This window comes from Pseudomonas sp. PMCC200344 (assembly GCF_030053095.1).
GTDB lineage: Bacteria > Pseudomonadota > Gammaproteobacteria > Pseudomonadales > Pseudomonadaceae > Aquipseudomonas > Aquipseudomonas svalbardensis.
Genome location: NZ_CP125618.1, coordinates 3854529 through 3878584, shown reverse-complemented (window position 1 = coordinate 3878584; position 24056 = coordinate 3854529). Strand labels below are relative to the sequence as shown.

At 60.4% G+C, this 24056-nt stretch carries 25 protein-coding genes and 2 pseudogenes; 14 read left to right on the top strand and 13 right to left on the bottom strand.

What is annotated here, in order from left to right; translation table 11 throughout:
• Positions 1–139 precede the first annotated feature (139 nt).
• From QFW87_RS17690 to QFW87_RS17680, 3 genes are all read left to right on the top strand, one after another.
• Positions 140–1498, top strand: a complete 1359-nt coding sequence (locus tag QFW87_RS17690) for an MATE family efflux transporter (RefSeq protein ID WP_283188393.1) — start codon at positions 140–142, stop codon at positions 1496–1498.
• A 95-nt stretch (positions 1499–1593) separates the two neighbouring features.
• Complete coding sequence (locus tag QFW87_RS17685; protein ID WP_283188392.1) at positions 1594–2286, top strand: phosphoribosyltransferase; 693 nt, start codon at positions 1594–1596, stop codon at positions 2284–2286.
• 87 nt (positions 2287–2373) lie between these two features.
• Positions 2374–3405 (top strand): NAD-dependent epimerase/dehydratase family protein, encoded by a 1032-nt coding sequence (locus QFW87_RS17680; protein ID WP_283188391.1) that lies wholly within the window; start codon positions 2374–2376, stop codon positions 3403–3405.
• Here QFW87_RS17680 and QFW87_RS17675 read toward each other — a convergent pair.
• Together QFW87_RS17675 and QFW87_RS17670 are read right to left on the bottom strand one after the other, a co-directional pair.
• Positions 3332–3556, bottom strand: coding sequence for a hypothetical protein (locus tag QFW87_RS17675; RefSeq protein ID WP_283188390.1), 225 nt, complete (start codon positions 3554–3556; stop codon positions 3332–3334). The genes QFW87_RS17680 and QFW87_RS17675 overlap by 74 nt on opposite strands.
• Positions 3557–3575: 19 nt before the next feature.
• A pseudogene (locus tag QFW87_RS17670) lies at positions 3576–3914 on the bottom strand (NmrA family transcriptional regulator); the annotation flags it as partial.
• Between the two features lie 112 nt (positions 3915–4026).
• Here QFW87_RS17670 and QFW87_RS17665 point away from each other — a divergent pair.
• Both QFW87_RS17665 and QFW87_RS17660 read left to right on the top strand, forming a co-directional pair.
• Positions 4027–4596: a YceI family protein gene (locus QFW87_RS17665; RefSeq protein WP_283188389.1), complete on the top strand. Its 570-nt coding sequence runs from the start codon at positions 4027–4029 to the stop codon at positions 4594–4596.
• Between the two features lie 88 nt (positions 4597–4684).
• The gene (locus QFW87_RS17660; protein WP_283188388.1) at positions 4685–5407 is read left to right on the top strand and encodes a GNAT family N-acetyltransferase; all 723 of its coding nucleotides are present in this window, start codon (positions 4685–4687) and stop codon (positions 5405–5407) included.
• Positions 5408–5660: 253 nt separating this feature from the next.
• Here QFW87_RS17660 and QFW87_RS17655 read toward each other — a convergent pair whose 3' ends face one another.
• Entirely contained in the window at positions 5661–6341 is a 681-nt protein-coding gene (locus QFW87_RS17655; RefSeq protein WP_283188387.1) for a TetR/AcrR family transcriptional regulator, read from the bottom strand.
• 86 nt (positions 6342–6427) lie between these two features.
• Here QFW87_RS17655 and QFW87_RS17650 point away from each other — a divergent pair, with 86 nt between their 5' ends.
• A complete protein-coding gene (locus tag QFW87_RS17650) occupies positions 6428–7078 on the top strand; it encodes an NAD(P)H-dependent oxidoreductase (RefSeq protein ID WP_283188386.1) in 651 nt (216 codons plus the stop codon).
• Here QFW87_RS17650 and QFW87_RS17645 read toward each other — a convergent pair.
• Positions 7035–8156 carry a P1 family peptidase gene (locus QFW87_RS17645; RefSeq protein ID WP_283188385.1) on the bottom strand — a complete coding sequence of 374 codons (1122 nt, stop codon included), beginning with the start codon at positions 8154–8156 and terminating at the stop codon, positions 7035–7037. The genes QFW87_RS17650 and QFW87_RS17645 overlap by 44 nt on opposite strands.
• Before the next feature lie 183 nt (positions 8157–8339).
• Positions 8340–9443, bottom strand: coding sequence for a polyamine ABC transporter substrate-binding protein (locus tag QFW87_RS17640; protein WP_283188384.1), 1104 nt, complete (start codon positions 9441–9443; stop codon positions 8340–8342).
• A 111-nt stretch (positions 9444–9554) separates the two neighbouring features.
• Here QFW87_RS17640 and QFW87_RS17635 point away from each other — a divergent pair, with 111 nt between their 5' ends.
• A complete protein-coding gene (locus tag QFW87_RS17635; protein ID WP_283180755.1) occupies positions 9555–10331 on the top strand; it encodes a helix-turn-helix transcriptional regulator in 777 nt (258 codons plus the stop codon).
• Here QFW87_RS17635 and QFW87_RS17630 read toward each other — a convergent pair.
• Positions 10315–11256 carry a class I SAM-dependent methyltransferase gene (locus QFW87_RS17630; protein ID WP_283188383.1) on the bottom strand — a complete coding sequence of 314 codons (942 nt, stop codon included), beginning with the start codon at positions 11254–11256 and terminating at the stop codon, positions 10315–10317. The genes QFW87_RS17635 and QFW87_RS17630 overlap by 17 nt on opposite strands.
• A gap of 169 nt (positions 11257–11425) precedes the next feature.
• On the opposite strand from QFW87_RS17630, the gene QFW87_RS17625 reads away from it, so the two are divergent.
• From QFW87_RS17625 to QFW87_RS17605, 5 genes are all read left to right on the top strand, one after another.
• On the top strand, positions 11426–12046 hold the full coding sequence (locus QFW87_RS17625; protein ID WP_283188382.1) for a cytochrome b/b6 domain-containing protein: 621 nt from the start codon (positions 11426–11428) through the stop codon (positions 12044–12046).
• Positions 12043–12828 carry a molybdopterin-dependent oxidoreductase gene (locus QFW87_RS17620; RefSeq protein ID WP_283180752.1) on the top strand — a complete coding sequence of 262 codons (786 nt, stop codon included), beginning with the start codon at positions 12043–12045 and terminating at the stop codon, positions 12826–12828. The genes QFW87_RS17625 and QFW87_RS17620 overlap by 4 nt, the downstream gene beginning before the upstream one ends.
• A gap of 71 nt (positions 12829–12899) precedes the next feature.
• The gene (locus QFW87_RS17615; protein WP_283180751.1) at positions 12900–13181 is read left to right on the top strand and encodes a pentapeptide MXKDX repeat protein; all 282 of its coding nucleotides are present in this window, start codon (positions 12900–12902) and stop codon (positions 13179–13181) included.
• 180 nt (positions 13182–13361) lie between these two features.
• Complete coding sequence (locus QFW87_RS17610; protein ID WP_283180750.1) at positions 13362–13769, top strand: response regulator; 408 nt, start codon at positions 13362–13364, stop codon at positions 13767–13769.
• Between the two features lie 243 nt (positions 13770–14012).
• Positions 14013–14681, top strand: coding sequence for an HAD-IA family hydrolase (locus QFW87_RS17605; protein WP_283188381.1), 669 nt, complete (start codon positions 14013–14015; stop codon positions 14679–14681).
• 53 nt (positions 14682–14734) lie between these two features.
• On the opposite strand, the pseudogene QFW87_RS17600 reads toward QFW87_RS17605, so the two are convergent.
• Both QFW87_RS17600 and QFW87_RS17595 read right to left on the bottom strand, forming a co-directional pair.
• A pseudogene (locus QFW87_RS17600) lies at positions 14735–15142 on the bottom strand (isoprenylcysteine carboxylmethyltransferase family protein); the annotation flags it as partial.
• A gap of 43 nt (positions 15143–15185) precedes the next feature.
• Positions 15186–16133, bottom strand: a complete 948-nt coding sequence (locus QFW87_RS17595) for a GlxA family transcriptional regulator (protein WP_283190931.1) — start codon at positions 16131–16133, stop codon at positions 15186–15188.
• 123 nt (positions 16134–16256) lie between these two features.
• Between QFW87_RS17595 and QFW87_RS17590 the strand changes: the two genes are divergently transcribed.
• A complete protein-coding gene (locus QFW87_RS17590) occupies positions 16257–17048 on the top strand; it encodes an SDR family oxidoreductase (RefSeq protein WP_283188380.1) in 792 nt (263 codons plus the stop codon).
• Between the two features lie 67 nt (positions 17049–17115).
• Positions 17116–18048 carry a pyridoxal-phosphate dependent enzyme gene (locus tag QFW87_RS17585; protein WP_283188379.1) on the top strand — a complete coding sequence of 311 codons (933 nt, stop codon included), beginning with the start codon at positions 17116–17118 and terminating at the stop codon, positions 18046–18048.
• 52 nt (positions 18049–18100) lie between these two features.
• Here QFW87_RS17585 and QFW87_RS17580 read toward each other — a convergent pair whose 3' ends face one another.
• The 5 genes from QFW87_RS17580 to QFW87_RS17560 all read right to left on the bottom strand — a co-directional run bounded on the left by QFW87_RS17580 (position 18101) and on the right by QFW87_RS17560 (position 24024).
• Positions 18101–18418 carry a DUF2388 domain-containing protein gene (locus QFW87_RS17580; RefSeq protein WP_283188378.1) on the bottom strand — a complete coding sequence of 106 codons (318 nt, stop codon included), beginning with the start codon at positions 18416–18418 and terminating at the stop codon, positions 18101–18103.
• 172 nt (positions 18419–18590) lie between these two features.
• Entirely contained in the window at positions 18591–18944 is a 354-nt protein-coding gene (locus QFW87_RS17575; protein ID WP_283180745.1) for an SLOG family protein, read from the bottom strand.
• Positions 18932–20581: a Na/Pi cotransporter family protein gene (locus QFW87_RS17570; protein WP_283188377.1), complete on the bottom strand. Its 1650-nt coding sequence runs from the start codon at positions 20579–20581 to the stop codon at positions 18932–18934. Before QFW87_RS17570 ends, QFW87_RS17575 begins: the two co-directional genes overlap by 13 nt.
• A gap of 153 nt (positions 20582–20734) precedes the next feature.
• On the bottom strand, positions 20735–23455 hold the full coding sequence (gene mgtA / locus QFW87_RS17565) for a magnesium-translocating P-type ATPase (protein WP_283188376.1): 2721 nt from the start codon (positions 23453–23455) through the stop codon (positions 20735–20737).
• A 272-nt stretch (positions 23456–23727) separates the two neighbouring features.
• Positions 23728–24024, bottom strand: a complete 297-nt coding sequence (locus QFW87_RS17560) for a hypothetical protein (RefSeq protein WP_283188375.1) — start codon at positions 24022–24024, stop codon at positions 23728–23730.
• Positions 24025–24056 lie beyond the last annotated feature (32 nt).

The window sequence follows — 24056 nt, the reverse complement described above, 5'->3', positions numbered from 1 at the left end:
AAAAGGGGCTTGCAATGAGGAGGAGTCCATATACGGACATTACTCTTGCTATCCAAATCTGCGAAATCGAATCGGGTGGTGCCCAGTCCCCTAGCGTAGAATTTCCAAAACACGAGCCCACACCCGAGACGGACCCTCAATGCAAACCCCCGCCACCCAACACCCCCTCTGGAAAACCTACCTCCTTTTCCTGGCCCCCATGGTCCTCTCCAATTTCCTCCAATCCATGTCGGGCACCATCAACAGCATCTACATCGGCCAAATGCTCGGCACCCAAGCCCTGGCTGCCGTCTCCGGCATGTTCCCCATCGTCTTCTTCTTCATCGCCCTGGTCATCGGCCTCGGCGCGGGCGCGGGCGTGCTCATCGGCCAAGCCTGGGGCGCGCGTGAACCGCACCTGGTGAAAATCATCGCCGGCACAACCTTGCTGTTAGGCGCAATGATCGGCCTGACAGCGGCAGTACTCGGCAGTGTGTTCGCAAGGCCAGCCCTGCAAGGCTTGGGCACACCGGCCGACGTTATCGACGACGCCGTGTCCTACGCCCACGTGATGATGTGGATCATGCCGTCCCTCCTGGTCTACGTGCTCTTCACCCAACTCCTGCGCGGGGTGAGCGATACGGTGTCGCCGCTGATCGCGTTGGTGGTGTCGACGTGTATCGGGTTGGCGCTGACGCCGGCGTTGATTCGCGGTTGGTTCGGGTTGCCGATGATGGGGATTCAGAGTGCGGCGTATGCGGGGTTGGCGGGTAATTTGTCGGCGATGGGGTGGCTGGCGTGGCGGTTGATTCGCAAGGGGCATCCGTTGGCGCCGGATCGGGAGATGTTTGCGGCGATGCGGCTGGACCTGGTGATTCTCGGCAAGGTGTTGCGCATCGGGTTGCCGACCGGGTTGCAGATGGTGGTGTTGTCGGTGTCGGAGCTGGTGATTCTGGCGCTGGTGAATCAGCACGGTTCGCAGGCGACGGCGGCGTATGGGGCGGTGACGCAGATCGTCAATTACGTGCAGTTTCCGGCGCTGTCGATTGCGATCACGGCGTCGATCCTCGGCGCTCAGGCGATTGGGGCAGGGCGGCTTGAGCGCATGGGGCCGATTCTGCGCACGGGGCTGTTGATCAATGTGTGCCTGACCGGTGGGTTGGTGGTGTTGGGTTATCTGTTGTCGCACTGGTTGCTGGGGTTGTTCCTCACGGATGATTCCACCCGGGCGAAGGCGGAGCATCTGTTGCACATCATGCTGTGGAGTCTGTTGGTGTTCGGCTTCCAGGCGATTGTCGGCGGCATCATGCGCGCCAGCGGCTCGGTGCTGGTGCCCATGGCGATTTCGATTTTTTGTGTGGTCGGGGTGCAGTTGCCGGTGGCGTATGTGCTGGACGGGCACTTCGGGTTGCAGGGTGTGTGGATGGCGTTTCCGGTGGCGTATCTGGGGATGCTGGTGTTGCAGACGGCGTATTACAAAATGGTCTGGCAGCATCAGAAGATTGAGCGGTTGGTGTAGGCGGGCGGACTTGCTGTCGGCCACCTTCAGACCGACAATCCTGAGTGACCGTGTGCTGCGAACCGACAGGCGTGATCGCCTGAGGAGGTTTTCAAATGAGTCCCTCATCGCCCACCATCCTGCAGGACCGGGCCGCTGCCGGTCGACGTCTGGTGGAGCCGTTGCTCAAATACGCGCATCGACCCGATGTCATCATCCTCGCCTTGCCCCGAGGCGGTGTGCCGGTCGCCTATGAGGTGGCCGCTGCACTGGACGTTCGTCTGGACTTGATGCTGGTGCGCAAGCTCGGGGTTCCGTCCCATCAGGAGCTCGCCATGGGCGCCATCGCCAGCGGCGACATCCAAATCCTCAATGAACACGCGTTGCGGACCCACCCGATTGATCAGGCCACGTTCGACACCGTGGTTGCACGGGAAACCCGGGAGCTGCTGCGCCGCGAGCAGGTTTACCGGGGAACGCGCGCGCCTGTGCAACTCAAGGATCAGGTGGTGATCCTGATCGACGACGGCCTGGCGACAGGCGCCTCGATGATGGCGGCGATCCACGCGGTGCGTGTGCATGCGCCGTCTCGCATCGTCGTCGCCGTGCCGGTGGCGCCGATTGAGACGGCGGAGGCGCTGCGCAGCGAAGTGGATGAGCTGATATGCCCGCTCATTCCCGACTGGCTCATGTCGATCGGCCGTTGGTACATGGACTTTACTCAGACTTCGGATGCCGAAGTCATCAAGCTGTTGCAGCGGGCGTGGCTGCGAGAGTCCAGCGCCGCTCAACAGCTTTCCGGTCATTAGTGTTGAAGCTTGACTCTGTCCCACGGGGCAGAGTCTATGGTTGTCCTCGCCAAAACGGATGCTTGGTCAAGCGAGGGGGACAATTGTATGAGTCAGTTATGTCTGGTCACGGGGGCCAACGGTCATTTGGGCAATTCCTTGGTCAGAGCCTTGCTCGATCAGGGTTACCGAGTTCGCGCTGGGGTTCGTGATGTAAACGATACGGCAGCGTTCGAGGGGCTGGATTGCGAAAGGGTGTATGCCGAACTGCTCGACGAAGCGACCATGCTCGAGGCGTTGAACGGGGTCGACCTATTGTTTCAGGTCGCGGCGGTGTTCAAGCACTGGGCGAGGCATCCGCACGCCGAGATTATCGAACCGAATGTGGAAGGAACACGTCGCGTTTTGCAGGCGGCGGCGAAGGCCGGGGTCAAGCGCGTGGTGTATGTCAGTTCCGTTGCGGCCATCGGTCAGAACGGGCAGGCGCTCGATGAAGAGCACTGGAATGACGAGGGCGAGAATGCCTATTACGCGTCCAAGATCCTGTCGGAGCAAATGGCCTGGAGAACGGCTCAGGCGCTGAATCTTTGGATGGTCGCGGTGTTGCCCTCGGCGATGATCGGCCCCAACGCGGCCAAGCTGACTGACACCATGAAGTTTGTCGATTCGGTCAGACGGCGACAAATGCCTCTGGACCCAGGCTTTCATTTCAATTTTGTCGACGTGCGAGATGTCGCCCTGGGGATGATCCTCGCGGCAGAAAAAGGCCGGTCAGGGCAGCGTTACATTCTGGCGAATGAGCGGTCCTCTTCACTGGCCGAGATCATTGATGCGGCGAACGTGGTTTCACCGGGCTATCGCCAACCACCGCGGGCACCCGAATGGCTGTTGGTCGCGGTGGCTTGGATACAGGAGCGTTGGGCCGGGTTGACCGGTCGACCAGCCCAGATGTTGCTCAGTCAGGTGAGGATGTTTCACGGCGTTAAACAGGAATACACCATCACCAAGGCCAGGACCGAATTGGGCTTCCGTCCACGAGCGCCGCAAGTTGCCCTGCAATCGGCGTTCATCTATCTAGGCCAGCGCTCGACGCATCGCTATGAGGCGTTATCACTGCGCCCGGTTCAAAGAGTGAGTTGATCTCGCTTTTGAGTTCGCTGAGGTGATCAGCCAAGGCCAGCAAGTCGGCTATTTTCTTGAAAATTTGCTGGCGCTTGAGATCGATCGCCTCGTTGGCCAGTTCCAAGGGAAAGGCTTTCAGTGTGTTCTTGGCAGCGATGAGCGGCACCATCTCGGCGAGCTTGAAACCGGCGATCCGGCCCGGCCACTTCCGCGGTCTGATTGTTCGGCGCTTTTTGAGCGATAGCCGTCAGTGCGGCCGCGACATCGACCGAGGCCACCGGCTGCAACGCGGCGGCCGTTAAATGGATGGTGTTGCCGTCCTCGCGACCCGAGTAAGCAATGGCACCAATGAACTCGAAGAACTGCGTGGCCCGCAGGATGGTGTAGGGAACACCCGATGCCTTGATGAGTTTTTCCTGGGCCATTTTGGCCCGGAAATAACCACTGTCGAGCATTCGTTCGGTGCCGACGACTGACAGGGCAACATGGTGTCGGGTGCCGGCAACCTTCTCGGCAGCTAACAAGTCGGAAGCCTGAGTGGCAGGTGGAATTAACGGCGTTTGTTTGCTTTAGTCCACCTATCGCTGGCTCACGTGTGCGGCGCCTCAGCTCAAGACGGGAGCCCAACCGGAGAATCCCATGAAACATCGATTCCCGACCTGCGCCGTGCTAGTGGCCGCCCTTGCATTCGGCGCGTTGCCTTGCGCCCAGGCGGTCGAATACACGCAGGTCAATGAAACCGCCAGCACGATTTCCTTCACGTTTAAACAGTTCTCCTCGCGGGTGTACGGTACGTTCCGCAAGTTCGAGGCCACGCTTGATTTCGACACGGCGAACCCGTCGGCAGGCCGGGCCGCGCTCACCATCCAGCTCGACAGCATCGATGCCGGAAGCAGCGACGCCAACAGCGAACTGCAAAAACCAGCCTGGTTCGACACGGCAACATATCCAGTGGCGACGTTTGAATCGACCGGCGTGAAAGTGCTGGGCAACAACCACTACTCAATCACCGGCAAACTCACGCTCAGGGGGATCACGCGTGAAGTGGAGGTACCGGTCCTCTTGAAGACCGACAACGCCATCGGGATTTTCGATGGTCAGTTAACGCTCAAGCGCAGCGACTTCAAAGTCGGTGAAGGTGAATGGGCCGGCGGTGTTGTCTCTGACAAGATCAATATCCGGTTTCGGATGGTTGCGCCGGAGCAGTAACGTGCTGCGGCGCACGCTGCCCCGGCACGTTATGATAGGCACGCCCGCGAACACACTCTTCACGTCCGCCCCAGAGTCAGAGCCACGAATGCCCCAGATCATCCATTTCAAAACCCCGTGCCCCGAGCACATCAATAGCCAGATCCTGCAAATGGTGGTCGATTACCTGACTGACATCAGCATGGTCGCTATCGCGCCGAGCAACCTGTTGTACAACGTGTACCAGTACGCGATCGGCTTCGAGGTTCATCTCTATCTGGAAGCATTGAACGGGGCGAAAGGGATTGCGGTGGAGTTGCTCGTCGCGACCGACGAAGACGACCCCGAGAAGGTCGTCGGCTTCTTGCTGTACCTGCCGGTCAAGGACGATCCCGATGCGTGCGGTGTTGCGTATATGGCGGTGAGTGCCAGCCATCGGCGCCAAGGTATTGCCCGGCGGATGCTGCAGGAAATGGTCGGCCGCTACCCGCATGCCGAGCTGACGTGCGCGGTGACCAAGGTTCCGTATTTTGAGGCAATGGGCTTTCAGGTGGTGGGGGGGCGTGGTACGCAGGTACTGATGAACACCCGCGATCATGGCAGCGACGGCTTGATGGGCCTGCTGGACGTGGCGCCGATCTACAGCTCGCTGGAGGTGCGACAGATTCATACGTACCTGCTGCAAAAACACGGCAAGCGGGCCATGCTCGATGCGGAAAAACAGCGTGACCGGCATCTGGACCAGATGACGCGCAAGGCGAATGAGTTTGTTCGGGAGCGACTCGGTGAAGGTGCGGTGCCAGCTCCTTCTCCTCGGCTGCGGCTGGTCTAGTTACTTCGACTCAATGCAAAAAAAGCCCTTGGTGCGGACAACGCGCCAAGGGTTTTTTTGTGTCTGGAATTCGTGCAGATAAAAAAAGAGCCTCAAAGCTCTTTGATGGGGAGGAAGTAGAGCCCTCGAGGCTCAAGATGCGCATAAAACAAGTGGTGAGCTTGGTAGGGGTTCATTTCACTCACCACTTACGCAACGGCTTGAGCAAACAAGCGGCTGCGTAGAATCATCGTAGAAAGTTGGGGGTTGGCGCTCAAGTACCGTTAGTCGAATCCATCTGTCCGGCGTCAGTTTTCGCGATGTTTCCAGCGTCGCCACGGGCACTTCTTTCGACCATTGCGATGATGGTTTCGTACAGTTCGTCCTGTGCCTGCACGGCGCTGATTTCTCCATTCGCGGCGGCGTGTGACAAGGCTTCCGCCGCACCGAGCATCGCCCGCAATCCCGCGGGCTTGATCTCACCCGCGCCAGCGAAAGGGGCGAGGGCGGTTCGGCATTTGTTCAGGAAAATCGCTTCGTACTCACGCTTAATCTTCTCCAGTTCCGGGGAGCTGGCCAGTGCCGCGATGACGCCGGGGATCTCGTTGCCCTGAAGCAGCACGCAGTCAACGTACGACGAAGCAATCACCCTGGCGGTGCCGGGTAAAGTCGGTTCGCTGTCCTGAAGCGCCGCATCCATCAGCGCAGTCTGCCGGGCATCGAAGTCTTGATAGAGCGCCGCCAGCAACCCGGATCGCGTGGTGAAGTGATCGTATACCACCGGTTTGGTGATCCCGGCTTGCTCGGCAAGGCGCCCCAATGTCAGCGCGTCCGTACCTTCTTCCCGAACGAGTTGCCAGGCGACGTCCAGCAACTGGCGTTGGCGGTCCTCCCGGGACATTCGTCGTCGCGGTAGCGGCGCGGAATCTTGCGCGTCTGTTTCGGTGGTTGACATGACTATGTACCAAAAGTAACTTACTGATCGTAACTTACCAAGAGTATATAAGGTCCGCCTTGTGCTCTCAATCAGGAGTTTCCAGCATGCACGCGCTTATCGTTGTGGCTCATCACGATCCTCGTTCGCTTACCCATAGCCTGGTTGCGCAAGTTGCTCAGGGCATCGCCCTGGACGATCCCGGCCATACCGTTGAAATCGCCGACCTCTCGGCCGAAGGGTTCGACCCAAGGTTCAGCGCTGCTGATCTGGCGGTGCATCACCGGGAAGCGCCGCCTCCTGCTGATGTGATTGCCGAGCAAGCGCGGATAGACCGCGCCGATGCGGTGGTGCTGGTTTATCCCGTCTACTGGTGGTCGATGCCGGCACTGCTCAAGGGCTGGATTGATCGGGTGTTCGCCAACGGCTGGGCGTTCGATTTCACGGCGGATGCCAAGCTGGAGAAGAAGCTTGGCCACCTGCGGGTTCACCTGATCGGTGTGGGCGGTGCCGACGCTGCAACCTACGCCCGGCACGGTTATGCCGAGGCCATGAAGACGCAGATTGATCATGGGATTTTTGATTATTGCGGTGCGCGGGTGGTGACGTCCGAGCTGCTGCTCGAATCGGAAATTCGGGACCCAGCGGTGCACCAGGACGCCGCGAAAAGCCTCGGTCGCGAGCTCTTTGCGGCCTCCAGACACCTCAATCCTATTAGCCCTGTTCACCCGGCCAACCCGCCCGACGCAAGGCGTTGAGCAGCGTCCCGGCATCCAGCCCCGGTACCGCATGGCCATTGCCCTCGGCGGTGTCGGAGGCGAGCAAGGCATTGATGATCGCTTCCTCCACCGCCTCGGTTGCGGCCAGGAACAACTCGCTGATGTGGTCGTTGTTGACCATGCTCAGGTTGTCGGTGGTCGGCGCACGTTTGCTCTCGTAAGCGGCAGGCGGCACGTGCTGATTACCGGTGGCGAAAGCGATGAAGATGTCACCGCTATGGTCTTCATTGCCGCCGCCGGTGCGGGCCAGGCCGAGGCTGGCGCGTTGCGCGAGGCGCGTGCACTGGTGCGGCAGCAACGGCGCATCGGTGGCCAGGCAGACGACAATCGAGCCCATGCCAGGATGCGGCAAGGACGCCTTGAGGAACGGCGAGTCAGCCTTTTCCATATAACGCCCGACCGGGTAACCGTCGACGCGCAATTCGTTGCGGATGCCATGGTTGGCCTGGACGATGGCGCCGACGGTCCAGCCGCCCTGAGCACTGCTCAGACGTCGCGAAGCGGTGCCGATTCCGCCCTTGAATTCGTGGCAGATCATGCCGCTGCCGCCGCCGACGGCACCTTCAATGACTGGCCCACCCAGCGCCGTGCGCAGGGCTTCGGCCACATGTTCAGGCTTCACGTGGAAACCGTTGATGTCGTTGAGCAAACCGTCAAAGGTCTCCAGCACCACCGGCATGTTCCAGTAGAGTCGCCCGTCATCGGGTTGCTCCTGACGATCCAGCGTCACCAGCGCATCACGCACCACGCCCAGGCTGTGGGTGTTGGTGAAGGCGATCGGGCTGGTCAACAGGCCGGCCTCGCGAATCCACTCAAGACCCGTGGCATCACCGTTGCCGTTGAGCACATGGACGCCGGCAAAGCACGGTTGCAGGCTGGTGGAACCGGCACGCGGCTCGATCACGGTGACGCCGGTCAGGATGTCGCGGCCGTTCGCGGTGCGTCCTCGCACATTGCTGTGGCCGACTCGTACGCCGGGCACATCGGTGATGGCGTTGAGTGGGCCGGGTTGCAGTTGGCCTAACTGGATGTTCAGGTCGCGGGCACGTGGTTTCATCGTTTCTCTCATCTCGTGGCAGAAAAAGTGGGCCAGGTTGGGCGCGGAACCTGTGGGAGCGAGCTTGCTCGCGATAGCGTTGGGTCAGTCGCCATCAGTGTTAAATGTGATGGCCTCATCGCGAGCAAGCTCGCTCCCACATGGCTTTCACCTGGCTGACGGTCATTTGTCGGTCATTTGGGTTTATTGACCGTTTTTGACTTTGCTCCAGATCCGCGTCCGCACGCGCTCGGTGGCGGGCGGCAGAGGCTGAAGGGTGAATAACGTGGCCATGGCTTCGGCCGACGGATACACGGCAGGATTGTTGCGGGTCGCTTCGGCCACCAGTGGCGTCGCGCTGCGGTTGCCGTTGGGGTAGGAGAGGTGATCACTGACCGGCGCGATGACTTCGGGACGCATCAGGTAGTCGATGAAGGCCAAACCCTGTTCCGGATGTGGCGCGTCCTTGAGCAACACCAGTGTGTCGAACCACACCGGAGCGCCTTCCTTCGGCAGGCTGTAGGCGATCTTCACACCATTGTTCGCCTGCTCGGCATTGGTCTTGGCTTCCAGCATCGCGCCGGACCAACCCACCGCCACGCAGATGTTGCCGTTGGCCAGGTCGCTGATGAACTTGGACGAATTGAAGTAGGCGATGTGCGGACGCAGCTTGAGCAGCAGTGCTTCGGCCTTCTTGTAGTCCTCGGGGTTGGTGCTGTTGGGTGGCAGGCCGAGGTAGTGCAGGGCGACTGGCAGCATTTCGGCCGGTGAGTCGAGCATGGCTACGCCGCACTGGCCGAGTTTGGCCAGGTTTTCTTCGTTGAACACCAAGTCCCAGGAACCCACCGGCGCCTTGTCGCCCAGCGCCGCGCGGACTTTGTCGATGTTGTAGCCGATGCCGTTGGTGCCCCACAGATAGGGCACGGCGTACTGGTTGCCCGGGTCGTTGTTGGCCAGTTTCGCCAACAGATCAGCGTCCATGTTTTTGAAGTCAGGCATCTGAGCGTGGGGCAGAGGCGCAAGGGCGCCCGCCTTGATCAGGGTCGGCAAGCTGAAGTTGCTGGCCACCACCACGTCGTATCCGCTGCGGCTGGTGAGCAATTTGCCTTCCAGCACTTCGGCGCTGTCGAAGGTGTCGTAGACCGGCGCGATCCCGGTGTCACGCTTGAAATCCTGCAGGGTCGTAGGGCCAATGTAGTCATACCAGTTGTAGACGTGAACCGTCGGGCCCTCGGTGGCAATCGCCGATAAAGAGACCGACAAACAGGCGCCCAGTCCAAGATTGATATACGAGCGGTGACGACTCATGATGCGGCACTCCTGGCCTGCTGCAGGCCGGTGATGATCAGGTGCTTGCAGCGTATCGGCAGGGAGTGGACTCACCCATTCCCATCATGGGTTACTCGAAAGGGGTAGGGCGTGGACGCGTTGTTGAAAGAGTTACCGGTGCACCAAGGGCTGGCGCGGGTATTTGGTGCCTTGGGGCAGGACAGCTTCTGGCGTGCGCTGGTCGACACCCTGCGGTTGCTGGTGCCGCTGGACAACGCATTGGTCGCGGTGATGCGGGCCGGGCGGGTGCCGCGCCTGCTGATCGACTTCGACTCAAAGGGCAGTGCTGCCGAGCAAGAAGAACTGGCGGATTACAGCGCCGGCATGTACCTGCTCGATCCGTTTTATCAGGCCGCCTGTGCCGGCATTACCGACGGCTTGCACAGCCTCGAATCGGTGGCCCCCGACCAGTTCCAGCAGAGCGAGTATTACCTGAGCTACTTCCGCAGCGTGGTGGGCGGTGACGAGTTGCAATTCATGGTCAACATCGATGGCGCCGTGCTCGGTTTGTCGTTGGGACGCTCGACGCGATTCACGCTTGAGGAACAGGGCCGTCTGCTCTGCGTGCGCGATTGGGTGCTGGCGGCGATGCGCCGTCACCTGCAATTGATGCCACCGGAAGGACCGGCAACCGAGGTGGTGGCCGGGGATCTGGCGACCCTGCTGGATCGTTTCGACGCGCGTCTGTCAGTGCGGGAAATCGAAACGGCGCGCCTGATTCTTCAGGGCTTCTCAAGCAAGGCCATCGCCCAGCAGATGGGCATTTCCCCGGAGACGGTGAAGGTGCACCGGCGCAATCTCTATCACAAGCTCAATGTGAATGGGCATGGTGAGTTGTTTGCGTTGGTGCTCAATCCTCCAGCCTGAACACCAGCGCCTTCAACCCGCATTCAACATCGGCGTCCGCAAACTCCGGCGGATTGTCCAACCGTTGCTCGAAACGCAGGCTCGGTGCTTCGCGGGTGACGCCGTCGATGAGGAAGTCCGGACCGAACGCCGGATCGTTCATGCACGCCAGAACCGTGCCCTGAGGGCTGAGCAATTCCGGCAGTCGGCGCAGCACGCGTTGGTAGTCCTTGGTCAGCAGAAAACTGCCTTTCTGAAAGGACGGCGGGTCGATGATCACCAGGTCGTAAGGGCCCTTGCCGATCACCTTGCCCCAGGACTTGAACAGGTCATGACCGAGGAACGTCACCTTGCTCAAGTCGTGGCCGTTGAGCCGGTGATTGTCGCGACCACGGCTCAGGGCCGGGCTGGACATGTCCAGATTGACCACGTGCGTGGCACCTCCTTCGATGGCCGCTACCGAGAATCCGCAGGTGTAGGCGAACAGGTTCAGCACGCGCTTGCCCTGGGCATTGGCCCGCACCCAGTCGCGGCCGTAACGCATGTCGAGGAACAGGCCAGTGTTCTGTTTGCGGCCCAGGTCCACCCGGTAACGCAGACCACCCTCGGTGATCGTCATCTCGTCGATTGCGTCCCCCAACAGCCACTCGGTCGTGCTTTGCAGCAGGTAGCGATGTTGCAGCAACAGCGTGTGCGCGCCGGATTGCGTCCACGCAGGCGATTGCGTGACGTCCATCAGCTTCTGTTTCAACGCTTCCAGCTGCGACGCTTCGGGTTCCTTGAACAGCGACACCAGCACCACGCCTTGCAACCAGTCGACGGTCAATTGCTCCAGCCCCGGCCAGCGCCGGCCACGGCCGTGGAACAGCCGGCGGGTTTCGGCGGGGGCCGCTGCCAGGGCCGTCATTAAATGGGCGTGGAGGGTGGATAGAGCGTCAGCGTTCATCGGGCAGGGCCAGCAATTTGTTGGGGCGGCATTTTAACCACAATTGAGCCAAGGGCGGACCACCGGTTATTGGGGGGGAGTTATCACGTTTAATTTAACTTTACGTGAGGATTTGGCGATCTATCGGCTCACATAATCGGCACCAACGATCAACCGCCGGGAGCCCATCATGTCGCAGTTACCTGCTTCACCCACGGTCAGCACACATCCCCGCTGGCTACGGCTGACCCATTGGCTGAACGCCCTGGCGGTGCTGGTCATGGTCACCAGCGGTTGGCGAATCTATAACGCTTCCCCGCTGTACGACTTCAGTTTTCCCAAAACGATCACCTTGGGTGGCTGGCTCGGCGGGGCGTTGCAATGGCATTTCGCGGCGATGTGGCTTCTGGCCGTCAACGGTCTTGTGTACCTGATCATCAACCTCGTCAGTGGTCGTCTGACACGGCGCTTTTTCCCGGTTTCGCCTAAAGGTGTCCTGCATGACCTGTGGGCGGGGTTGCGAGGGCGATTGGGGCATGCCGATCTGAGTCATTACAACCAGGTGCAACGGGTGGCGTACCTGTTCGTGATGGTCGACATCACGCTGCTGGTGATTTCCGGGCTGGTGTTGTGGCAGTCCGTCCAGTTTCCGCTGTTGCGTGAACTGCTGGGCGGTTACGAAGGCGCACGGCACGTGCATTTCATCGCGATGGCGCTGTTGGTGGCCTTTGTAGCGGTTCATCTGGTGATGGTCGCGCTGGTTCCAAAAACGTTGTGGGCGATGATTGTCGGTCGCAAGGAGCCCGTATGAAAAAGCGCATCGAAGGCTCAGGGCTGGACGAGTCGTCCATCCTGACGGATGCCAGGAAAATCATTGCACCGCAGATCGAGGACCGCTCACGACGCTCGTTCCTGATGCGCGGCCTGACCCTTGGCGGCGTGGCCATGTTGTCCGGCTGCAACCTCACCGACAACGAGAGCGTCGAAACCGCGTTGTCCTCCATGTCCCGGTTCAACGATCGGGTGCAGGGCTGGTTGTTCAACCCCAATACCCTGGCGCCGACCTATCCCGAGTCAATGATCACCCGGCCGTTTCCGTTCAATGCCTTCTACGGCATCGACGAGGCGCCGACGGTGGAGGAGGCGAGTTATCGACTGGAAGTGACCGGCATGGTCGCGGACAAGCGCAGCTGGCGGCTCGAAGAGCTGCGAGCCATGGCGCAGACCGAACAGATTACCCGACACATCTGCGTCGAAGGCTGGAGCGCGATCGGGCGCTGGGGCGGCGTACGGTTCAGCGACTTCCTGAAGCGGGTCGGTGCCGACACGGATGCCAAGTATGTCGGCTTCAAATGCGCGGACGACTACTACACCAGCATCGACATGGCCACCGCACTGCATTCGCAAACCTTGTTGACGCTGACCTATGACGGCGCGGTGCTGCCTCGCGAATACGGCTTCCCGATGAAGCTGCGCATGCCCACCAAGCTGGGCTACAAGAATCCCAAACATATTCAGGCGATGTTCGTCACTAACACCTATCCGGGGGGCTACTGGGAAGACCAGGGCTACAACTGGTTCGGTGGTAGCTGATGGCGCCTGGCCACTTCACTGCGCGGCACCCGCTGCGCTCATTCGCAACCTGTGCTTCAAGGAGTTTCATCATGAAAAAGTTAGCGACCACCGTACTGTCCATGTGCCTGGCGTTTGGCACCGCCAGCGTGTTTGCCGCCGATGCTACAACCAATAACAGCATGAGCAACGACAGCATGAGCAAGGATTCAATGTCTAAAGACGCCATGCACAAAGACACGATGAAAAAGGACGCCATGACCAAGGATTCCATGAGCAAGGACGCGATGAAGAAAGACACCCTGTCCAAGGACGGAATGAAGAAGGACGCGATGTCCAAGGACGCCATGAAAAAAGACGCTCCGTCGTACTGATCCCAACACCCTCCTTCGAGGCCAGACCCTGGTTTGCAGGCGCCCATACAGCGCTGTATGGCGCCTGATTCATTGCCCGATTACATCAAAATGAATTTCCGCGAAGTCCGCTGCTCATACCTGATAGGTAGCGGATTTAAGCCCGCGAAATCATTTAGGCAATCAGGGAGTGTCACGGTCATGAGTCCAGTATCGACGGCGGGCAATAACCTTCCTGGCGGGTTGATTCTTGTGGTTGAGGACGACCCGTTGATTCTGGAGTTTCTCTGCGAAATTCTTCAGGACGAAGGCTTTGTGGTTGAACCGCAGGCCAGCGCGGATGCCGCGTTGAAGTATCTGGAACAACACTCCGAAGGCGTCCGTCTATTGCTGACGGACATCACCATGCCGGGCAAACTCAATGGCGCGGACCTGGCCAATCTGTTTGGCGACCGTTGGCCGGACAAGCCGATCATGATCATGTCCGGTTTCGAAACGCCGGAAAGCGCCGGGGTCAGGCATTCGGTGTCGTTCATCAAGAAACCGTGGGCGCTTGGGCAGTTGCTGGACTGTGTGGAAGGTGCCTTGAAGTCAAAACGTACCCTGTAAAACCTGCGGCACATCAGACCACTACAACCTGTCACGATGCGCGTTGTGGCAGGCCTACATTTCAAGAATCGGCACACTTGGTGCGACATGCTACGGCACCCCGCCCGTTGAGGCACTGCGTCCCGCTTAGCAACGAAATCCTCTGCAGGCGTTTCCGAAGGCACGGGCCGCCTTCGGCAGCTCCCTCGCAAATGCTACATTGCTCGGCGAACCCGCCTGGCACTTGCGAGAGGAAGCTCCCCCTTGTCTGTTCAAGAATCTGTCTTCAATACCCCGTACTGCGCTTTTCTGTTCGATATGGATGGCACCGTCCTAAATTCCATCGCCGCTGCCGAGCGGATCTGGGCGGCCTGGGCCTTGCGCCACGGCGTCGATGTCGACTCCTTCCTACCCACCATCCATGGCGTTCGCGCCATCGACACCATCAATCGTCTGGCGTTGCCCGGCGTGGATGCCGAGGCTGAAGCGGCGTTCATCACCGAGGCGGAAATCGAGGATGTCGAGGGGATTATCGAGGTGCCTGGCGCGGCGAATTTCCTGAAGTCGCTGCCCGCCAACCAGTGGGCGATCGTCACCTCGGCGCCGAAGGCATTGGCGCTGCGGCGGATGGCCGCGGCGGGTATCCCGCAGCCTTTGGTGATGGTCACTGCCGAAGACGTCAGTGTCGGAAAGCCTGATCCCGCGGGTTATCGACTGGCGGCCAAGCGCTTGGGCGTTGAACCGGCCGATTGCCTGATTTTCGAAGACGCCACCGTGGGCATTCTCGCCGCCGAGGCGGCGGGCGCTGGCCTGATCGTGGTGACCGAAACCCACGACCATCCGCTCCAGACTCCGCACGCCACGCTCGCCAGCTATGAGTCGGTCGTCGCCCATGTGGATCAAGACGACAAAATCCGCCTGCATGCAATCTAATGTGGGAGTAACTGTCTTGATGATCTTTATTTTGAAGGCATATTGATAGACAGCTGAATCGCCACCAGTCCACTGAAACGCTTGCCCAGCACAAATACCGGCCACAACCTCAGCGTGCCGCCGATGATGAACAGTAATGCCCCGAGCCAGCGCACACCTTCGCCACCAAAGGTCCAGAAATCGATCCGGTCGGTGTAGGCCGGCAGGTACCCGCTCAATAATCCAATCACCCCGAACGCCGGCAGCACCCAACGATTGGCCCGGTCTTCACGTTCACCGGAACTCAGGTTGACCTCAGTGAACAAGGACGCGATGGCCATCACCAAAGCGGCCAACACAATGACCACCAACGGTCCATGAGAGAAAAACGCCGAGAATCCGCCAAGCCCCCACACCGCGAGCCCAAGGTAGGCGAGGGTGGAAACAACGGCGAAAAACGCCAGTTTGGTCGAGATTTTCATAAGCACCTCGTCTGTTTTTTTCAGTTTAGAGGCCCGGCGCCCCTCACGCGTTCAACCCGGCCCTGGCATTACGCCGAATCACCTGCGGCGGCTGCCCGAACGCCCGAAGGAAGGCTTCGCGCATGCGGCGGCAGTCGCTGAAGCCGGACTCTTCGGCGATCTGATCGAGAGTCAGGCGCCCGCGTTCCAGCATCTGCCGCGCCGTTTCCAGGCGCAGGTTCTCGATGGCTTTGGCCGGTGATTGACCGGTTTCCGCCCGGAAAGCCCGGCTGAATTGCCGAGGGCTGAGGCGCGCGACGTCTGCCAGTTGCTCGACCGACAACGTCTCGGTGAGGTGTTCTCGCGCATAGCCGAGGACGGTTTGAATCCGGTCGGATTTCGCTTCCAGTTCCAGCAGCGCCGAGTGCTGCGACTGGCCGCCCGCGCGGCGGTGGTACATCACCAGTTTCTGCGCCACGGAACGGGCCAGCGCGGCGCCGTGATCCTTTTCCACCATGGCCAGCGCCAGGTCGATGCCGGCGGTCATCCCGGCGGAGGTCCAGATCGAACCGTCGATGACGTAGATGCGGTCTTCTTCGACCTTGATCGACGGAAACCGCGCTTGCAGCTCCCGTGCATAAGCCCAATGGGTGGTGGCCCGCCGTCCGTCGAGCAAACCGGCCTGGGCCAGGACGAACGCCCCGGAGCAGATCGACGCCGTGCGCCGTGCGGTTTTAACGTTTGCGCGCAGGTAGTTCAGTACGCCCTCGGGCGCCTGCTCGAGGATGGCATCGCCGCCCACCACGATCACCGTGTCGAACACCCGCTCACCAAAGGCCTCGGTGCCGACGCTTAGCCCACCGGAAGCGCGCAATGTGCGGCCGTCTTCAGACAATACGCTGACGTCATAAAGCGCTTCGCCAGCGCTGAAATTGGCGTACTCGAACACCGGCATGGCCGCCAGCGCCATGGACTGGAACCCTTCAAACACTACAAATGCGACGGAAGTAATCGAGATGTCCTCAAAAGGTGATGTCCGAAAAACGTACTTTAAACGTCATTTGAGACGGGCGTTAGACCCTTTATAACGGTTCACACCCGGCGAAGTTATCGCCTCACTGTGAAGGAAATCGACATGGCTCTCTCATCCAAAGGTACCGCTCTGATCACTGGCGCTTCTTCGGGCATCGGCGCGGTGTATGCCGACCGTCTCGCCCGGCAAGGTTACGACCTGATTCTGGTCGCCCGCAGCCAGGCGAAATTGAACGCCCTGGCCAACCACCTGAGTAACGAAACCGGTCGCACCGTGGAAGTGGTTGCCGCTGATCTGAAAGACAAGGCCGACTTGCGGCGGGTCGAAGAAATTCTACGCTCCGACGCCAGTATCACCCTGTTGGTCAACAACGCCGGGGTCGGCGCTGTCATGCCTTTGCTCGGCAGCCCGGTGGATGACATGGAAGACATGATCACCCTCAACGTGACCGCGTTGATGCGCCTGGCTTACGCGGTGGTGCCAGGCTTCGTTGCCCGTGGCACCGGAACTGTGATCAATATCGCCTCGATCGTTGCCATCGCCCCGGAAATTCTCAACGGCGTGTATGGCGGGACCAAGGCGTTTGTCCTCGGCCTGAGCCAATCGATGCACCGCGAGCTGGCCGACAAAGGCATACATATCCAGGCCGTATTGCCCGGCGCTACCGCCACCGACTTCTGGAGCGAGGCCGGCAACCCGGTGGAAAACCTGCCGCAAGAGATCGTGATGTCTGCCCAGGACATGGTCGATGCCGCGTTGAAGGGCCTGGCGCAAGGCGAAGTGGTGACCATTCCGGGCCTGCACCAAGGCGACCAGTGGGACGCCTACGAAGCCCAGCGCCAGACGCTGTCAGGCTTGTTCGGCAACTCCACGGCAGCACCGCGTTATCGCTGAAGCGGTAGCCGCCGGGCAGGGTGAACTAAGCTTGGATTAGGACCGTTCACCCTTAAGGAGCACCTCCATGCTTCACATCAGAACGCCCTTGATTCTGCATCCAGACCTGTCGACCCCAGCCCGACGAATCTGGCTCAAGCTGGAAAACCTGCAGCCCAGCGGCTCCTTCAAACTTCGCGGTATTGGGCTTTTGTGCAGCCAGGCGGCGGCGCAAGGGAAACGCAAAGTGATCTGTCCTTCCGGCGGCAACGCCGGGTTCGCCACCGCCGTGGCTGCCGCCAGACTGGGGTTGAAAGCCTGCATTGTGGTGCCGAACACCACGCCGGAAACCACCCGCGCACGGATCAGGAAAACCGGTGCCGAGGTGATCGTCCACGGCAAGGTCTGGGACGAAGCCAATCTACGGGCCAAGGAACTCGCGCAGGGCGCGGACACCGAATACGTGCCAGCCTTCGATCACCCGGTGCTGTGGGAAGGGCACAGCACGATGGTCGATGAAATCCTCGAGGATTGCCCTCAGGTCGATGCGCTCGTGATGTCGGTAGGGGGCGGAGGATTGCTGGCGGGGATTCTCACCGGATTGATCCGCCACAAGCGCATGGACTGCCGGATCATCGCCTGTGAAACCCAGGGTTCTGCGTCTTTTGCCGCCGCTGTCAGTGCTGGACATCCGGTTATATTTGCCCGGATCGATACGGTCGCCCGGTCGCTCGGCGCTACGTTGGTGGCCGCCTGGCCGGTGCAGCACATCCTCGATTTCCCCCACGAGTGCGTGGTGCTCAGCGATGACGAGGCGATCATGGGCGTGGTGCGTTACGCCAACGACCTGCGTCAGTTGGTCGAGCCGGCGTGCGGCGTTTCGTTGGCGATTGGATACCTGAACCATCCGGCGATTGCCGAAACCCATGATGTGGTGATTGTGGTGTGCGGCGGCGTGAGCATCAGCGCGCAACTGGTGGCGGGTTGGGCGCGATTATCCACGGGTGCTGAAGCAAGGTAGGGCTGCAAACACTATCCGGGTGCCGCAAGCCCCACCGCTACTTTTTCAGCATTTATTGATCCGCAGCTACGCCTTGCTGGACGAGGATTGCTCTGGCCAGGTCTTCGTCGCTGGCGTTGAGGCCGGGATTTTCCAGACGAATCTGCTTTAAGTACGACTCCAGATAAACACCACGAATCGCGCCGCCACTGGCAACGAAGCTGGAGGCGTCATCTCGGGCCGGAATCACCCGTTTGTCATCCTTGAACGTCGAGTACAGCGATGCGGATACCCCAGCCGAGGTGGCGACATCTTTTGCATCTACATCGGCCATGGCTGAACCAACGGGCAAACAAAGCACTAGTGAAGAGATGATAATCAGACGGCGCATGACGGTGTCCTCTGAAAGCGTGAAGCAAAAAAAGGAAGTACCACATCTGTAGGACGCGTGGCGGTCGTCAGGAGTTCCCTGCCGAAGCGTTATCAGTCCAACGCCTGCTTCTGAAAAAAACTCAACCCCTCGCCGCTCCCACACGGCTCCTCTTTTACAGACAGATCTGGATTTAGCCCCAATCCGCTACCGATAACGTTTGCAAACCCTTCCCCCGCGCCTGTGCGACCAGTTCTTCAGTGTCTTCACCGCCGGGCAGGGCGATGACCACGTCGGGGCGGCTGTCGTGCAGCATGAAGTGGTTGCGCAGGCGTTCGGCCAGTTTGCCGTGGCGTTGCCAGTTGGGTGGGTAGCGCACGATGTCGGCGCCGTGTTCACGGGCCCATTCCTCGATGTCGGCGCCCAGGTATTGATTGCCGCCATGGATCAGCACCTGCACCGGGTGCAGGCGCTGGAAGGCGTCGAGCACGCGGCGGCATTGGCGGCTGTCGGCGTAATGGCGGCCGGCACATATCAGGACGCGCATGGCGAGGCCTCCTTGGCCTGATCATCGCCCAACGGCTCACCCGCCCGTTCCAGCAGCGGATAGGCGAGGGCGGCGATGTGGTGGTGTACCCGACGATAGTCACGCAGCACGCGCTGAAAGATGTCGCCGGATTCAGCCCAGGTGTTTTTGTCCTCCTGCAGTTTGCGAAAGTGCTGACGGCTGGCGTCGGCTTCGAGTCGCCGGACGCTCTCCTTGCGACTGATCAACTGGTGCGCGGTGGCAATGTCTTCGCGCAGGAACACGGTGATCGCCAGGCTCAGGCTTTCCAGCAGCGCCTCGTGCAACGGCGCAATGTTGCGCAACTCGAACACCGAAAAGTGTTCACCGCGGCGCAAGCGGCGCACGGCCAACTCCGTGAGGCTGGCGGAAAGAATGTCCGCGGCGTGTTCGAGGTTGATCACAAACGTGAGGATTTCCTGGGCGCGATCGGCATCGCTGTCGCTGATGCCTTCCTGGCCAATGTCCGCCAGATAGGCGCGAATCGCCGCGCTCAACAGGTCCGTGGATTGATCGATGCGCCGCACCTCATCGGCACAGGCCGGCGCCGAGGTATGGAACAGCTGCAGCGTGCGCTCAAGCATGGCCGAGAGCATGTCGGCGATGCGCAGGGCTTCGCGGGAGGCGTTGGACAGGCCGATGTTGGCCACCTCCAGCCCGGCTTCGTCGAGGTAGCGCGGCATGCCCGGATCGACATCCCGCGCCGGCTCCGGCAACAGGCGAGTCAGCAGTCTGGCCATGGGCTCGGTGAAACCGATGAACACCAGCGCCAGCAAAAGGTTGAAGCCGGTGTGCAGGTAAACCACCCGCGCCGCCGGGTCGAGATTCAGCGAAGCTAGCCACCCGGCCAAGGGCAACACCACTGCCGCGCCCAAGGCCCGCACCAGCAGATTGCCGAGGGGCAGGCGTCGGCCGATGTTCGAGCCGGCATTGATCACCGACGGTAACGCACCGCCAATGTTCACCCCGAGCACCAGCGCGACGATGGTCGTTGCCGAGAGCATTCCGGTGGCGGCCAGGGACACGATCAGCAGCACCACGGCCACGCTCGAATGGCAGAGCCAGGTAAGGATCAGCGCTACCAGCAGCGCAATCAGCAGGTCGCCGTCGAGGCTTTGCATGATCAGCTGGAACACGGGCGTGCCTTCCACGTCGGCCAGTGTCGAGCCGAGCATATGCAGGGCCATCAGCATCAGCCCCAGGCCGATCAATGCACAGCCGACGCTCTCGAAACGCGAGTCATCCCGCAGCCGGAAGACGGTCAGGCCGGTCAGTAAAACGATGGGTGTAAGGATCGAAATGTCAGCGCTGAGCAGCTGCACCACCAGGGTCGATCCGATGTTGGCGCCGAGCATCACCGCCAGCGCCGGGGCCAGGCCCAGGGTGCCGGCGGCAGTGAACGAGGTGGCCATCAGGCTGACGGCGGTGCTGCTTTGCAAGACGCCGGTGATGCCGATGCCCGCGAGTAGGGCCAGCCAGCGGTGGTTGAGGTGCCGGCCCATCCAGTGGCGCAGTGGCGTGCCGAAGCCGCGCAACAGCGCCGAAGAAATCATGTGCGTGCCCCACAGCAACAATGCAATGGCGCCCGCGAGGTTGATCAGTAGAGTCGTTCCCGACATGAGAACTCTCCTTTTTTCGGTAGGGTTAACGCATGTCCCTTGTGGGAGCGAGCCTGCTCGCGAAAGCGGACTGTCAACCAACATCGATGTTGATTGACCCGCAGCCTTCGCGAGCGGGCTCGCTCCCACAGGGGATTGGTGGTGTTCAGGCGATCAAAACCACTGCTTGAACCGGCGGATGTAGATCGTCTTCATGGTCTGCGCCACCACGCAGTAGCTGAGCAAAGTACCCACCAGCCAAGGGAAGTATTCCCATGGCAACGGCACCAGGCCGACCAGCGCGCCCAGCGGCGAGAACGGGATGTAGATGCCCAGGCAGATCACTACGCCGGTCGCGAGAATCACCGGCAATGCAGCCGTGCTCTGGAAGAACGGAATCTTCTGGGTGCGCAGCATGTGCACCACCAACGTCTGCGACAGCAATCCTTCGATGAACCAGCCAGACTGGAACAGGCTCTGCATTTCCACGCTGTTGGCGGCGAACACGTACCACATCAGGGCAAACGTGGTGATGTCGAAGATCGACGAGGTCGGCCCGATCCATAGCATGAAGCGACCGATGTTCTTCGCATCCCACTTGCGCGGTTTGCGCAGGAACTCCTTGTCCATCTTGTCCCACGGCAACGTCAGCTGAGAGATGTCGTACATGAGGTTTTGCAGCAGCAGGTGGATCGACAGCATCGGCAAAAATGGAATAAACGCACTGGCCACCAGCACTGAGAACACGTTGCCGAAGTTGGAGCTGGCGGTCATGTTCAGGTACTTCATGATATTGCCGAAGGTTTCGCGGCCCTTGAGCACGCCTTCTTCGAGCACCATCAGGCTCTTTTCCAGGAGGATGATGTCCGCCGACTCCTTGGCGATGTCCGTGCCGCTGTCCACCGAGATCCCGACGTCGGCATCGCGTAGCGCCGGGGCGTCGTTGATGCCGTCGCCGAGGAAACCCACGGTGTGACCGTTGCCTTGCAGCGCCTTGAGCACCCGGGATTTTTGCAGCGGTGTCAGCTTGGCGAACACCGTGCGTTCTTCGACCCGCAGCTTGAGGGTGGTGTCGTCCATGTGCTCGATGTCTTGGCCGAGCAGCGGCGTGCCTGGATCGAGGCCGACTTCACGGCAGATCTTGCAGGTGACCACGGCGTTGTCGCCGGTCAGCACCTTGACCGTCACGCCCATGTCGCGCAGTGCGGTAATGGCCGGGCCGGCAGTTTCCTTTGGCGGATCGAGGAAGGTCAGGAAGCCGCGAATCACCAGGTCGCGCTCATCGGCGGTTTTGTACTGGTTTTTGCTTTGGGTTTTCGGGATTTCGCGGGTGGCAACCAGCAGTACCCTGAAACCGTCCTCGTTGTACTCGTTGGCCAGGGCCAGCAAGTCTTTGCGTCGCTGTGCATCCAGCGCGACCACCTGGCCGCTTTCATTGATGTGGCAGGCGATGCTGAGCATTTCCTCGACCGCGCCCTTGCACACCAACAGGTGATCGTCGCGGCTGTCCTTGACGATGATCGACAGGCGCCGACGGACGAAGTCGAACGGCAATTCGTCGACTTTGCTGTAGGCGAACGGCACACGGAACGTTGGATTAACGTTGGCGAATTGCACCACGGCTTGGTCCATCAGATTCTTCAGACCACTCTGGTGATGGCTGTTGAGCCACGCCAGTTCGAGGATCGAATCGTCGCGCCGGCCGTGGCTGTCGACGTGGTGTTCGAGGATGATCTTGTCCTGGGTCAGGGTGCCGGTCTTGTCGGTGCACAGCACGTCCATCGAACCGAAGTTCTGGATCGCATTGAGGCGCTTGACCACCACTTTTTGCTTGGCCATAGCCATGGCGCCTTTGGCCAGGTTGGCACTGACGATCATCGGCAGCATTTCCGGGGTCAGGCCAACGGCAACGGCCAGGGCAAACAGGAACGCATCGCCCCAGTCACCCTTGGAGAAGCCGTTGAGCAGGAACACAATCGGTACCATCACCAGCATGAAGCGGATCAGCAACCAACTGACGCTGTTCACCCCACGGTCGAACGCGGTTTGCACCCGCGAGCCGACGATGGCTTTGGCCAGTGAGCCGAAGTAAGTCCGAGCCCCGGTAGCCACCACCACAGCCTTGGCCGTGCCGCTGACCACGTTGGTGCCCATGAAACAGATGTTCGGCAGGTCCAGCAGGTTCGACTGATCTGGCGCGGTGCTGGTGGCGGACTTTTGCGCCACATTGCCCAGGGTGTCGTACTTCTCGACCGGCAAGGCTTCACCGGTCAGCACAGCCTGGCTGATAAACAGGTCGCGGGATTCGATCAGGCGGATGTCGGCCGGGATCATGTCGCCAGCGCTCAACTGAACGATATCGCCAGCCACCAGATCACGCATCGGCACTTCACGCAGCACCGATTTGCCGTCCTTGTGCTCGCGGCGCAGCACGGTAGCGGTGGTGCGCACCATCGCCTTGAGGGCTTCGGCGGACTTGGCCGAACGGTATTCCTGCCAGAACCGCAGCAGGCTGCTGAGGCTGACCATGGTCATGATAATGATGACCTTGGTCAGGTCGGCGTCATCCGCTTCACCGTTCCTGATCGGCAGCCAGTAGTCAGTGAAGAAACTGATGCCGGCCAGGGTCAGCAGCACATAGATGAAGGGATTGTTCAGGGCTTTGAGCAGTTGGATGAGGGCGTGAGGCGGCTTGTCGTGGGCCACTTCGTTGTGACCGTTGCGTGCGAGGCGGCCCTGGGCTTCGAATTCGGTCAGGCCATCAGTGGTGGCGTTGAGGTTGGTCAGCGTGACGGCCAGGCCGTTCTGCGCTTCCCGGGCGGCGCGCATCGACAGTTTGGCATTGTCGTTGCTGGCGCCTTGGGCGGTTTTCTTTGCGGTTTTTACAAGGGTCATTGCTGTGCTCCTGCCGCCGGTTCGCGGCACGACACACAGTTACCTCAGCTAATTAAAGACGAGCGCACGTATGTCGAGCCGCCAATAAGCGATCGATTCTGATCGTTGCGTTTTAATAGTTGATGTTCGCTGTCCGTCGATTGAAAAGTGACGGGCAGCGAACCGTCTACTGGCTTCGTCCATAACTAACTCACTATTTAACAGGCAATAAGAAGTTGCCGAATTCCTTGATAAGGAAAACGTTAAGGGAGGGCTTTTAAAGTGCCTTCAGTTCAATTGAAAGTGCGCGCCCCGAGGAACAGGCCGAACATCAGGCCGGCCTGCTGGAACAGGCGCGCGATGCGCCGACTCGGTGGTTCCTGGCTATCGTCGAGGCTCCAGCGTTGCTGAAGCTGACCCGTCATCGGGCAGACGCGCCAGTTGGCACGCCGTTGCGACTTGGCAGGGGAGGATGGGCTGGAAAACGGTGCGCTGGCCCGGGCTGTGGCAGGACGCTCACGGCAGAGCTTGACCCGCATGGTCGAGGCAAAGGCGCGTACGCCGGGCATTACAGTGGATTTGAAGTTCATAACATACCTCTGGACCGGACTGACGCCGGCGA